The sequence below is a fragment of the Pseudophaeobacter sp. C1-32P7 genome, assembly GCF_041008775.1.
GTDB lineage: Bacteria > Pseudomonadota > Alphaproteobacteria > Rhodobacterales > Rhodobacteraceae > Phycobacter > Phycobacter gallaeciensis_A.
Window position 1 is genome coordinate 186,629 of sequence record NZ_JAXGFR010000003.1, and the last position, 12,259, is coordinate 198,887.

Below are 12,259 nucleotides of genomic sequence, written 5' to 3' on the forward strand. Positions count from 1 at the left end.
GAAGGCTCGCATGGAACATGCAAGTCTTCCGCGCGGGAGCCACCGCCTCCGTTAGAAGCGCTTCAGACGATGACGTCGATGCGTTCCTGTTCGCCCACGCCGAATACGCGCTTGTAACGGGCAACTTCATCCGCCGGTCCCATCGCCTTTTCGGGATTGTCCGACAGTTTCACCGTGGGGCGGCCATTGGCGCTGACTGCCTTGCAGACCAGCGAGAACGGCGCCAGCGCGTCATGCGGCACCAGCCCGCGGAAATCATTGGTCAGCAAAGTCCCCCAGCCGAAGGACACCTTGACCCGGCCCGCGAACTGCGCGTGCAGCTCGGCGATCTTGTCCACGTCGAGACCATCCGAGAAGATCACCCGTTTCTGTTTCGGATCCTCTCCGCGGTCCTGCCACCATTTGATCGCGACCTCGGCGCCCGCAGCGGGGTCGCCGCTGTCGATGCGGATCCCGGTCCAACCCGCCAGCCAGTCCGGCGCGTGCTCCAGGAACCCCTTGGTGCCATAGGTGTCGGGCAGGATGATGCGCAGGTTGCCGTCGTGTTCATCATGCCAATCCGACAGCACATCATAGGGCGCGCGGGCCAGATCCTCATCCGTTTCGGCTAGGGCGGAATAGACCATCGGCAGCTCATGCGCGTTGGTGCCGATCGCCTCAACCTCGCGACGCATGGCGATGAGGCAATTGGAGGTCCCGGTGAACTTCGGTCCCAACCCCTCCATCATCGCCTGTACGCACCAGTCCTGCCACAGGAAGCCATGCCGCCGCCGGGTGCCGAAATCGGCAATCGACAGTCCGTCGATCCCGCGCAGGGCTTCGATCTTTTCCCAGACGCGGGTCATGGCGCGGGCATAAAGGACCTGCAATTCGAACCGGCCCATGTCGTTCAGAACCGCGCGCGAACGCAGCTCCATCAGCACCGCCAACGCCGGGATCTCCCACAGCATGACCTCGTGCCATTTGCCTTCGAAGGTCAGCTCGTACTGATCACCCTTGCGCTCCAAATGATAGGGCGGCAGACGCAGGCCTTCGAACCACTCCATGAAATCGGGGCGGAACATCTGGCGTTTGCCGTAGAAGGTGTTGCCGCGCAGGAAGGTGCTTTCTCCGCGGGACAGCGACAGCGACCGGATGTGATCCAGCTGTTCGCGCAGCTCGCCCTCGTCAATGAGCCGGGCCAGCGGCACCTGCGACGACCGGTTGATCAGCGAAAAGGTGACCTGGGTGTCCGGCTTGCTGCGGAACACCGACTGGCACATCAGCAGCTTGTAAAAATCAGTATCAATCAAGGACCGGATGATCGGATCGATCTTCCATTTGTGATTGTAGACGCGGGTTGCAATATCCACCGGCGGCCTCGCTCCGTTGTTTCACAACGTGATAGGGCAGGCCCACGCCCGGAGCAAGGAAATCAGCCTGCGCGCAGGTTGTGTCTGTGGCCCCCGTGGGTCAGCAGGACATCGATCAATTGTTTGCGGTTGATCGGTTTGGTGAGGAATTCGTCCATGCCCGCCGCCAGGCAATCCGCCTTGTCGGTGTCAAAGGCGTTGGCTGTCAGGGCGATGATCACCGGCTGGCGGATCTGCAACGCCCGGATTGCCCGGGTCGCTTCGAGACCGTCCATGACCGGCATGCTCATATCCATCAGGATGATATCGGGCTGAAAAGACTGGGTCAGTTCCAGCGCTCTGGCGCCATCCTCAGCCAGTTCGATCTGCACCGGGAAATCCTTGAGGAACTTCTGGACCAGGATCTGATTGACCTTGTTGTCCTCCGCCACCAGCAAACGCAATCCGTTCAGCGCCGCGGGCACCTCTTCGTCAACAACGGAGGCGCCACAGGCCTGCTGGGCAGCGGCGGCAGGATCTTTCGCTTCCTGGAAGGGCAGGCGCACCGTGAAACAGGATCCCTGCCCCGGCTCAGACGCGACGGTGATTTCCCCGCCCATGGCCACTGCGAGGCGACGCGAGATGGCAAGCCCCAGACCGGTACCGCCAAAGCGGCGGCTGATGGCGGCGTCTGCCTGCGAGAACCGTTCGAATATCTTGCTCAGCATGTCCTTGCTGATCCCGATCCCGGTGTCGGCGACATGTATCGTGATGTCCCGGCCGCTGTCGCTGTTTTCCGCCATCAGCGTGACCTTGACCTGGCCGGTCTCGGTGAACTTGATGGCGTTGCCAACCAGATTGGTCAGGATCTGACCAAGCTTGCGGTCATCGCCATTCAGCAACGCCGGAACGGTATCATCGCACTCAAAGACCAGCTTCAGCCCCTTGGCATCGGCCTGCGACTTCAGCAGGCGGATGGTGTTTTCACAGCAGCGGCGGGCATTGAAATCCACGGCATCAAGGGACACCTCGCCCGAGTTCAGCTTGGACAGGTCAAGGACATCGTTGATCAGATCCAGCAACGTCCGGGCCGAACTAAGGATGGTATCCGCATAGAGTTTCTGATCTTCATCCAGGTCGGTGTCTTCGAGCAGCTGCGCCATGCCGATCACCCCGTTCATGGGGGTGCGGATTTCGTGGCTCATGGTGGCAAGGAATTCGGATTTTGCCCGCGCGCCTTCCTCGGCGGCGAGGCGGGCCTTTTCCAGCTTGGCGGCGTATTCCTTGGACTCGGTGATATCGCGTTCTACCGCGATATAGGTGGTGACGGCGCCGGTATCGTCGCGCATCGGCACCTGATTGGTCTCCAGCCAGAGCGTTTTCCCGTCCCGCCGCTGGTTCAGCACCTGTACCCTGAAGGGCTCCTCCCTCTTGCGCCCTTCGACAATGACGTCAAGGCTCGCCGGGTCGGTGTCCGGGTGGTTCAGAAGATCACCGGGCTGACGGCCGATCGCCTCTTCCGCGCGCCATCCCGTGATCCGCGTGAAGGCATCGTTGACCCAGATGATATTGCCGGTCTTGTCCATCAGCATGACACTGTCATTGGCGTGACGGGCCACCAGCGCCAGCCGCTGGGTCTCAAGTTGCTGCGCATAAAGGCGCTGATAGGCGGTCTCCAACTCCTGCCGCTGAAGGGCCTGGGCCAGCAGGCTGCTACGGGTGCGGTGGAAACCGCGCGTCGTAAAGGTCAGCAGCCAAATCAGCGAGCCAAAGAATACCAAAAGCCCGGCGAAATGAAGCTGCGTGTCCGTGCTGCTGCCGCGCAGCACCGGCCCCCGCACGATAAGTATCAGGATAGGCGTCGCCGTATAGATCGCCAGACGGAAGAACACCGCGATCCGGTGGAAGGGAAACAGCAAGCCTGCGTTGATCGCCGCGCTGGTCAGCAGGGCAATGGAAAACAGCTGGTCATGCCGTTCCGAAAACTCCGGCGACCCTGCATCCACATAAACGGACCAGAGCGGCGCCGTGGCCGCGATGGCAACGCCAATCCCGTGAAGGGCTGCCGTCGCGGAACTGACGCTCCGCACCCGTTTTTCAGCGGCGGCATCCCGGCGCAGGCGATTGCGGGCCTGATGCAGATACCAGCAGTCCAAAAGGTCGGGGAGCATCGACGCCAGAAAGCTGAGAAGAGCGACAGCAGGCAAGATGAGATAGGCCAGCGCAAGGGACACCAGCACCGCAAACACAAGGCGCGACTTGAAACCCTTGATGCGCCCTCTGGAATAGCGATCAAACAAGCCGGCCGAGCTATACTTCTGGTAGTGGCTTGTCAGCGGTCCATTACCAGACATGCGCTGCTCATTCATCGTCTATCCTTGCGCGTGTCAATCCGCTCTTTGAATTAACGAAACTCCCTTTAAGAAACACTAAGCAGGTCCCTGGCCCAAATGGACACCCGCCTCCTGCATGTCCTTCAAGGCTGTATTGAGCGATCCCTCCAGATCGATGGCACGGCAGGCCGAGAGATCAACCCGGACATCAAATCCCAGCCGCGCGGCATCCAGCGCCGAGAAGGCAACGCAGAAATCCGTTGCCAGGCCTACCAGCGTCAGATCCATCAAGTCCCGATTGCGCAGGTATCCTTCAAGCCCGGTCGGCGTGGTCTTGTCGTTCTCGAAAAAGGCCGAATAGCTGTCCACTGCCGCACGAAACCCTTTACGGATGATCAGATCCCCGTCCTGCCGCAGATCCTTGTGAAAGGCAGCGCCGGGGGTACCCTGCACACAGTGATCGGGCCACAGAACCTGCGGTCCATAAGGCATCTCGACCAGGCCAAAGGCAGCTTCGCCCGGATGGCTGGAGGCAAAGGAGGAGTGTCCCGCCGGGTGCCAGTCCTGGGTCAGGATGACCGCATCATAGCGATCCATCATGGCGTTGATCGGGGCGGTGACCTCTTCGCCGCCGGCCACTGCAAGCGCACCACCACAGCAAAAGTCATTCTGAACATCTATAACGATCAAAGCACTGGGCATGAAACTATCCTGTCTCGTTTCACAAGGCGTAGGGCGCAGCATCTGTTGCGTCAATCCCCGCGCCCACTGCGGGACGCAGCATTCCGACATGCTGCCTGATCGGCAACGCGACCAATTACCACGCTGAAAAGCCGGGCCGTCACGACAGCCCATCTTGCAGGATTTTCGGACTCTGGTGTAAAGGGCTGGCTATGTACACCATCGCTGCCTTGTATCACTTCACCCGTTTTTCCGACCCCGACGCTTTGCGGGGGCCGCTGCTGGATCTCTGCCTCGCACAGGAGGTCAAAGGCTCTCTGTTGCTGGCGCGTGAGGGGATCAACGGCACCATTGCCGGTCCGCGCGCCGGGATCGACGCCGTGCTGGCGCATATCCGCGCCCTGCCCGGATGCAGCGATCTGGAGTGGAAAGAAGCGACCGCTACCGATGCGCCCTTTGGACGGATGAAAGTCCGTCTGAAAAAAGAGATCGTGACCATGGGCCAGCCCGATGTGGACCCCAAGGCCCGCGTCGGCAACTACGTCGAGCCGGAAGACTGGAACGATCTGATCCGCTCGGACGATGTGGTGGTGATCGACACCCGCAACGATTACGAGGTGGCGATTGGCACCTTCGAAGGCGCGATCGACCCCGAAACCAGCAGTTTCCGGGAATTCCCCGCTTGGTGGGAGGCCAACAAGGACCGTTTCCACAACAAGCGGGTTGCGATGTTCTGCACCGGCGGAATCCGCTGCGAGAAGTCCACCAATTTCCTGCTAGGTCAGGGCGTAGAGGATGTCTACCACCTGAAAGGCGGCATCCTGCGCTATCTAGAGGAGGTTCCGGAACAGGACAGCAGCTGGCAGGGGGAGTGCTTTGTCTTCGACAACCGTGTCTCTGTCGGGCACGGGCTGAAGGAAGGTCCGCATGAGCTGTGCCACGGCTGTCGTCGCCCGCTGCTGCCCGAGGACAAGTCGCGCCCCGAGTACGAGGCCGGGGTCTCCTGTCATATGTGCATCCATGAGACCAGCGAGGCCGACAAAGCCCGGTTCCGGGAGCGGCAGAAGCAAATGCAACTGGCCCGGGCGCGCGGGGCGGATCATCTGGGCACGATTGCCCTTTAAGGTGGACCGTTCTGTAAACCCTCAGAAATACGCCTTAAAGCAGAATAGTTTCCTCCACGATACCGCTCTTGGTGGAATTTTAATCTTGCATTCTCTTCACGACTTTTTCATTTTATTTAATTGTAGCCAGCGACTCCTATCAAGGCTTGCGTATTTCAAAGCTCGATCGCTGGTGCTTGTGCCATTTTGCACAGTCAATTTTAGAAATGTTGAGATGAGGTGATTTCGATGATCAATTGCTCAGCCGAGCTGCTGCACCGTCCAGAGGAAGCGGCCAATATTAAACTTGGAAAAGTATCGATCCCCAGCCTGTTCCGCGACCTGCCCGAAGCCGTCATCGTAGCGGATGAAAACCGCCGCATCGTCTGGGCCAACAATGCCGCGTTAAGCATGTTTGGCCACACCATCGATCAGATGGTCGGCCACAGCACCGCCATTCTTTACCCCACTGAAGAAGGCTACCTGTCCGCAGGCGCGGCACATTTCAATCCATCCGGATCCGCAGAGCAACATAATTACGAAAGCAACTATTTGCGATCAAATGGAAAAACCTTTTTAGGCGAAACAACAGGTGGCCCAATTCGCGATTCCCGTGGCGTCGTTCTGGGGTATTTCGGTATTACCCGCGACATTTCAAAACCGCGCGCTTTTGACGAATTGCTCGCCAGGCTCTATCAGGTTTCTTCGGATCAAGAGCTTGAGACCAATGAAAAGATCCGTGAAATTCTCAAAATGGGTTGCGCCCATTTTCAAACGGATTCGGCTTTGGTTAGCTGGGTTCACGGCGAAGACTACACCGTGCTCTACAGCTATTCCCAGATCGCGGAAATCGAACGCGGCAGCCGGTTCAAGATCGCCGATTGCTGCTGCGCACGCGCGATGGAGGCCAATGGCCCGATTGCCTGCAGCTCGGCGCAGGAGGTCGGAGACGCGCCCCACCCCTGTTACAGTCTGTTTGTTCTTGAAACCTATATCGGGGTACCGTTGGTGGTCGATGGCGAACGGTTCGGCACGGTCAACTTCACCTCATCAGAACCGCGCACGCCCTTTGAGAGCAGCGATCTGGAGCTGATCAAGATGTTTGCGGCCTGGATTGCCCAGCAGCTGAGCATCGAAAAGGCGACAAACCAGTTGCTCGAAATCAGCTGATCGCCCACCCCGCGACACGCAGGCTCGTCAGCCGACATATAGACCGGCTGACGGAACGCAATTCTGTGGATCAGAAGTCCAGGTTTTCCACGCTCAGCGCGTTTTTCTGGATGAATTCGCGGCGCGGTTCGACCACATCACCCATCAGCTTGGTGAACAGATCGTCGGCCTCGACCATGTCGTCCACGCGCACCTGCAACAGGGTGCGGGCGTCCGGGTCCAGCGTGGTTTCCCACAGCTGATCCGGGTTCATCTCGCCCAGCCCCTTGTAGCGCTGCAGCGACAGGCCTTTTTCACCCTCTTCCAGAATCGCCTTCAACAGCTCCAGCGGACCGTGGATCAGCTGGCTGCGCTCCTTGCGTACCAGCGTCGCGGTCTGGCCGTAGATCTCCTGCAGGCTTTGGGTAAAGCTGCCGGTCTTGCGCGCCTCACCCGAACGCAGCATCGGACCATCCAGCGTGCGGACCTCCTCAACGCCGCGCAGGATGCGGGCCAGACGGATACCGTGATCCTGGGTGATGCGGCCCTGCCAGCCCTTTTCATACTCCAGTGCAATCAGGTCGAGCCGCTTGGCAACCCTGTCGGCAACGCCCTGCAGGTCGGCATCCACCGCGCCGGGAACAAAGGCACCTGCAACGGCGGCCTGCTCCAGAATATGGCGGGGGTAATGGGTCGGGAAGGCATCGATGACACGGCGCAGCTGACGCGCCTCATCCACCACGCGGGCCAGATCCTGCCCGACGATTTCCTCGCCCGATCCCAGCTTCAGAACCGCGCCTTCAACGCCCTGATGGATCAGGTAATCATCCAGCGCCGCCTGATCCTTCAGGTAGACCTCGGATTTGCCACGGGCCACCTTATAAAGCGGCGGCTGGGCGATATAGAGATAGCCGCCCTCGATCAGCTCAGGCATCTGGCGATAGAAGAAGGTCAGCAGAAGCGTCCGGATATGGGCGCCGTCCACGTCCGCATCGGTCATGATGACGATCTTGTGGTAGCGCAGTTTGGAGATGTCGAACTCATCCCGGCCAATACCGGTGCCCAGCGCCATCACCAAGTTACCGATCTCCTGGCTTCCCAGCATCCGGTCGAAGCGCGCGCGCTCCACGTTCAGGATCTTACCGCGCAGGGGCAGGATTGCCTGCGTCTGGCGGTCACGACCCGTCTGAGCAGAACCCCCAGCGGAGTCACCCTCGACGAGGAAGACTTCGGTTTTCGAGGGGTCTTTCTCGGAACAGTCCTTCAGCTTGCCGGCGAGGAAGTTCACATCCATTGCCGTCTTGCGCCGGGTCAGCTCGCGCGCCTTGCGGGCGGCTTCGCGGGCCAGGGCGGCTTCGATGATCTTGCCGACAATTTCCTTGGCCTGGGTCGGGTTTTCCTCGAACCACTCGGCCAGTTTCTCGTTCACCAGGCTTTCCACCACCGGGCGCACCTCGGAGGAGACCAGTTTGTCTTTGGTCTGAGAGGAGAACTTGGGATCCGGCACCTTGACCGACAACACACAGGTCAGACCTTCGCGGGCGTCGTCACCGGTGAAAGAGACCTTCTCCTTCTTGGCGATCCCGGAAGACTGCGCGTAGTTGTTGATGGTCCGCGTCAGCGCACCGCGGAAGCCCGCCACATGGGTACCGCCATCGCGCTGTGGAATGTTGTTTGTAAATGGCAGCACGGTTTCATGGTAGCTGTCGTTCCACCACATCGCCACTTCGACGCCGATGTCGTCCTTTTCACCCACGATATAGATCGGGGCATCCATGACCGGGCTTTTCGACCGGTCGAGGTACTTGACGAATTCCTTCACACCGCCTTCGTAGAACAGCTCTGTCTCAAGCCGCTCGGCCGGGCGTTCATCGATCAGGATGATCCGCACACCAGAGTTGAGGAAGGCAAGTTCCCGCAGACGCTTTTCCAGCGTTTCAAAGGAGTATTCGAGGTTCGAGAACGTGTCGGTCGACGCCAGGAAGCGGACCTCGGTGCCGGTACGGTCACCGCAGTCGCCCACGACCTCAAGGTGCTTGGCCGTGTCGCCGCGCTCGAACCGCGCGATGTGCTCCTTGCCATTGCGCCAGATGCGCAGCTCCAGCCAGTCGGACAGGGCGTTCACAACCGAAACACCCACGCCGTGCAGACCGCCAGAGACCTTGTAGGAGTTGCTGTCGAATTTGCCGCCCGCGTGCAGCTGAGTCATGATGACCTCGGCCGCCGAGACGCCCTCTTCGGCGTGGATATCCACCGGAATACCGCGCCCGTTGTCGCTGACAGAAACGCTGGAATCGGCGTGAATTTTCACCGTCACGGCGTCCGCGTGGCCCGCCAGTGCCTCGTCGATGCCATTGTCGACGACCTCATACACCATATGGTGCAGGCCCGATCCATCGTCGGTGTCCCCGATATACATGCCGGGGCGTTTGCGAACCGCCTCCAAGCCTTTGAGAACTTTGATGGAATCCGCACCGTATTCGGCGGGGGCGTGCTCGTTTCCGGACATTCGCGCGTTCCTGTTTTTGCTTTCAGATTTTATACGCAGTCCGGGGGGGAATGTCACGCGCACGCGCCCCTTTTATTCTTGGATTCAAGCGGCTTTTGCCCCCAGACCGGCGACTTTTTGCAGCCACCCCTCGACCTTCTTGCCCTTGGCATCCGTGGCAGGCGCAAAGGAGGAGAACCGGGTCGGCTTCACACCGACAAAGCCAAGGATCTGACGGCTGATGATTTTCTTGATCGCATTGCTGTAAATCAGCCTCAGCAGCAGTGGGGGCGTGTCCGATGTCAGCAGCACCCGGGCGGTCTTGCCGGTCAGCATCGGTGCCGGAACTCCCATCATGTTCGGGTTGCGGGTGTCAAACGTCCGGCCCGGCAGTAGCGCGCGATCAAAGACGCCTTTCAGCTTGGCCGGGATCGCACCCCACCACAGCGGCGTTGCCACCACCACGTGGTCGGCCCACTCCAGATCTGCAAGGAAGGCTTCCAGATCCGGCTCCAGCGGCTTGGGGTTCTTATAGCCGCCCTGCCCGTAATCCATGTCGAACTGCATGGCAGAGATATCGTGAAAGCGCACCGCGTGACCCTTGGCCTTGGCCGAGGTGGCATAGGTATCGCACAGCGATTTCGACAGCGAGGTTTCACCGGGGTGACCATTCAGGACGATGATTTTCTTGGTGGACATCTGACACTTCCTACAACTAAATTGACCTTGGTCAGTTTATTGACTCAATAAATGACCCTGGTCAATATTTAAATTGACCAGGGTCACATTTTCTTGATGAGGACGCAGATGCCGCGACAGCCCCAGAAACGCCGACTAGAAACCCGTGCCAAACTGCTGGAGGTCACAGCCGAGCTTGTTGCGACCGAAGGTTACAGCGGTCTCAAAGTTGAAGACGTTGTAAACCGCGCAGGCGTGGCCAAGGGCACGCTGTTTTCCCACTTCCGAGACAAGGACGGACTGCTCGCGGTGCTGATCGGGGCCGAGGTGATGCGCCATCTTGACCAGATGGAGGAAAAGGGGGCGCCAGACAGCCGAGAGGCCCTGCTGGAACGTATCGCACCCCTGCTGGAGTATGTGGCCGGAGACCGGGTGATCTTTGATCTGCTGCTGCGTTATTCAGGATCCACCGGCACCGAAACGGATGAGGTGGTGACCGAAGGCTTTTATCGCCAGATCGCCATCTGGGGCGATTGGATCACACAGCTGCAACAGGCAGGGCTGGTGCGCGACGATTACCCGGCGCAATTCCTGGCCGAAGGCATTCAGGCCTTTCTCAATCAGGTGATCGCGATCTGGTTCTGCATGTCCAGTCCCAACGAGCAGACCCCACTGGACGCGCTGCGCCCATTTCTAGAGGCCTGGTTGGCGCCGCAGGCCTGACCCGGGGCCAACAAGGCGTCAGGAAAAGGGAATGATCAGCCCGACGCAGATCAAGAGGCCGCCGGACACCAGATTGACCTTCTTCAGGGCTGATGGCGACGACAGCAACGCCCGCAACCGGTGCACCAGCGCCGCCAGTATCAGGTTGCCCATCAGCGGCACCAGAAAGGACAGCGTCACGATCACTGCCACATCCACCTTTGTGACCGAAGACAGATCAAAGAACCCGGGCAGCAGCCCCATGTAGAACAGGATCGCTTTGGGATTGCCCAGAATAACGGCAATCCCGGCCATGAACCCAGCCCAGGTGCCGGGGCGGAGCAAAGCGCTGTTTTCCTGAATGCGCGCGCCCGCGTGGCGGATCAGGGTGATCCCCATGAACAGGAACATCAGGCAGGCGACCCAGCGCAGGGCGGTCATGATGCCTGCAAACTCGGACACCAGCCAGGACATGCCCGCCACCGCCACCAGCGGCCACAGGATATCGCCGCAAGCCACTCCCAGCGCCAGTGGCCAGGCGGCATGAAACCCGCCGGACACCGCCCGCGCCAGCAGCGCCAGCCAGACCGGACCCGGGGTGAGGAACAGAACGAACAGCCCGCCCGCATAAAGCACCAGATCCCAGATCGACAGGGTCATGACCGCACCTCTACCTTTGATCCGCCTTCGCCCTCGGTGATTTCCAGCATCTGGGCGCGACCACCCATTTCTGCAAACAGCTCTGCCTCGGTCCCCGTCATCCAGGCCTGCGCCCCCAGCGCACAGATCTCATCATAAAGCGCGGCGCGGCGGGCCGCGTCCAGATGCGCTGCGACCTCGTCCAACAACACGATCGGCGGCGCCCCTTCGCGCCCCGCAAGCGCACGGGCATTGGCAAGGATCAGCGAGACCAGCAGCGCCTTCTGCTCTCCGGTGGAGCAATCGCGGGCCGGTACGCCCTTGGCCGCATAGGTCCCGATCAGATCGGTGCGATGGGGGCCGACCAGCGTGCGCCCCGCCGCCAGATCACGGAACCGGCTTTCGGCCAGCGCCTCGCGCAGGTCCTCTGCGCTTGCGGGCATGGTTCCTTCGGTCTGGATCAGCTCCAGTTCAGCCACGGGAAAGGCGGTTTCGGCGGCCGCCTGCGCCTCTTGCAGCAGCGACACCGCCGCAATACGCGCGGCGCTGATGCGGTGGCCGGTCTCGGCCATCTGCGTTTCCAACACCCGGTACCAGGCCGGATCGCGGTTCTGATCTTTCAGCAGGCGGTTGCGTTCGCGCATCGCCTTTTCATAGGCCAGCGTCGCCTCGGCATGGGAGGGATCAAAGCTGAGCACGATACGATCCAGAAACCGGCGACGGCCCTCGGCGGCTTCGATCCACAGGCGGTCCATCGCAGGGATCAGCCAGACCACGCGGCAGATCTGCCCCAGTGCGATCTGGTTGGAGGCCTTGTTGTCGATCCTGACCTGCCGGGCGTTGCCGCCTTCGGACCAGGTTTCCACCTCGTAGGACTGTGTGGGGGCCTGCAGAGTCGCCTTCAATTTCCACCCCAGCGCCTCGGGGCGGCGGGTCATTTCCGCAGCGCTGGCGCGGCGCAGGCCGCGGCCCGGGGAAAACAGCGATACCGCCTCAAGGATATTGGTCTTACCCGCCCCATTTGGCCCGAACAGCGCCACGGGCCGCCCATCCAAATGCAGTTCCGCCCGCAAATGCGAGCGGAAGTGAGACATTGTCAACTCTGTCAGGGCAAGCACTTAGGGCGCCCCTTTCCTGATAGTGAGAACCCTATGC

General features: G+C 60.5%; 10 protein-coding genes. 3 read left to right on the forward strand and 7 right to left on the reverse strand.

The genetic code is table 11. The features are described 5' to 3' along the window. Positions 1-62: 62 nt before the first annotated feature. The 3 genes from pncB to pncA all read right to left on the reverse strand — a co-directional run bounded on the left by pncB (position 63) and on the right by pncA (position 4,366). Complete coding sequence (gene pncB, locus SM763_RS05830; protein WP_368997958.1) at positions 63-1,352, reverse strand: nicotinate phosphoribosyltransferase; 1,290 nt, start codon at positions 1,350-1,352, stop codon at positions 63-65. Between the two features lie 62 nt (positions 1,353-1,414). Continuing rightward, positions 1,415-3,685, reverse strand: coding sequence for a PAS domain-containing hybrid sensor histidine kinase/response regulator (locus tag SM763_RS05835; RefSeq protein WP_368997959.1), 2,271 nt, complete (start codon positions 3,683-3,685; stop codon positions 1,415-1,417). Between the two features lie 75 nt (positions 3,686-3,760). Continuing rightward, entirely contained in the window at positions 3,761-4,366 is a 606-nt protein-coding gene (gene pncA / locus SM763_RS05840) for a bifunctional nicotinamidase/pyrazinamidase (RefSeq protein WP_368997960.1), read from the reverse strand. 191 nt (positions 4,367-4,557) lie between these two features. Between pncA and trhO the strand changes: the two genes are divergently transcribed. Together trhO and SM763_RS05850 are read left to right on the forward strand one after the other, a co-directional pair. After that, positions 4,558-5,469: an oxygen-dependent tRNA uridine(34) hydroxylase TrhO gene (gene trhO / locus SM763_RS05845; protein WP_274831634.1), complete on the forward strand. Its 912-nt coding sequence runs from the start codon at positions 4,558-4,560 to the stop codon at positions 5,467-5,469. 228 nt (positions 5,470-5,697) lie between these two features. Beyond that, positions 5,698-6,618: a GAF domain-containing protein gene (locus SM763_RS05850; protein WP_368947848.1), complete on the forward strand. Its 921-nt coding sequence runs from the start codon at positions 5,698-5,700 to the stop codon at positions 6,616-6,618. A 70-nt stretch (positions 6,619-6,688) separates the two neighbouring features. On the opposite strand, the gene gyrB is transcribed toward SM763_RS05850, so the two are convergent. Continuing rightward, a complete protein-coding gene (gene gyrB, locus SM763_RS05855; RefSeq protein ID WP_065272206.1) occupies positions 6,689-9,106 on the reverse strand; it encodes a DNA topoisomerase (ATP-hydrolyzing) subunit B in 2,418 nt (805 codons plus the stop codon). 84 nt (positions 9,107-9,190) lie between these two features. Further along, the gene (locus SM763_RS05860; protein ID WP_368997961.1) at positions 9,191-9,784 is read right to left on the reverse strand and encodes an NAD(P)H-dependent oxidoreductase; all 594 of its coding nucleotides are present in this window, start codon (positions 9,782-9,784) and stop codon (positions 9,191-9,193) included. 108 nt (positions 9,785-9,892) lie between these two features. Between SM763_RS05860 and SM763_RS05865 the strand changes: the two genes are divergently transcribed. Beyond that, positions 9,893-10,486: a TetR/AcrR family transcriptional regulator gene (locus SM763_RS05865; RefSeq protein WP_368997962.1), complete on the forward strand. Its 594-nt coding sequence runs from the start codon at positions 9,893-9,895 to the stop codon at positions 10,484-10,486. An 18-nt stretch (positions 10,487-10,504) separates the two neighbouring features. Here SM763_RS05865 and SM763_RS05870 read toward each other — a convergent pair whose 3' ends face one another. Both SM763_RS05870 and recF read right to left on the reverse strand, forming a co-directional pair. Further along, on the reverse strand, positions 10,505-11,125 hold the full coding sequence (locus SM763_RS05870; RefSeq protein ID WP_368997963.1) for a LysE family translocator: 621 nt from the start codon (positions 11,123-11,125) through the stop codon (positions 10,505-10,507). Next, positions 11,122-12,222: a DNA replication/repair protein RecF gene (recF, locus tag SM763_RS05875; protein WP_274829429.1), complete on the reverse strand. Its 1,101-nt coding sequence runs from the start codon at positions 12,220-12,222 to the stop codon at positions 11,122-11,124. The genes SM763_RS05870 and recF overlap by 4 nt, the downstream gene beginning before the upstream one ends. Positions 12,223-12,259 lie beyond the last annotated feature (37 nt).

What these genes read in the sequence shown, in the direction of transcription:
- SM763_RS05860 (WP_368997961.1), bottom strand. Translation starts at nt 9,784, where the DNA reads ATGTCCACCAAGAAAATCATCGTCCTGAATGGTCACCCCGGTGAAACC.
- gyrB (WP_065272206.1), bottom strand. Translation starts at nt 9,106, where the DNA reads ATGTCCGGAAACGAGCACGCCCCCGCCGAATACGGTGCGGATTCCATC.
- SM763_RS05850 (WP_368947848.1), top strand. Translation starts at nt 5,698, where the DNA reads ATGATCAATTGCTCAGCCGAGCTGCTGCACCGTCCAGAGGAAGCGGCC.
- SM763_RS05870 (WP_368997963.1), bottom strand. Translation starts at nt 11,125, where the DNA reads ATGACCCTGTCGATCTGGGATCTGGTGCTTTATGCGGGCGGGCTGTTC.
- pncA (WP_368997960.1), bottom strand. Translation starts at nt 4,366, where the DNA reads ATGCCCAGTGCTTTGATCGTTATAGATGTTCAGAATGACTTTTGCTGT.
- trhO (WP_274831634.1), top strand. Translation starts at nt 4,558, where the DNA reads ATGTACACCATCGCTGCCTTGTATCACTTCACCCGTTTTTCCGACCCC.
- SM763_RS05835 (WP_368997959.1), bottom strand. Translation starts at nt 3,685, where the DNA reads ATGTCTGGTAATGGACCGCTGACAAGCCACTACCAGAAGTATAGCTCG.
- SM763_RS05865 (WP_368997962.1), top strand. Translation starts at nt 9,893, where the DNA reads ATGCCGCGACAGCCCCAGAAACGCCGACTAGAAACCCGTGCCAAACTG.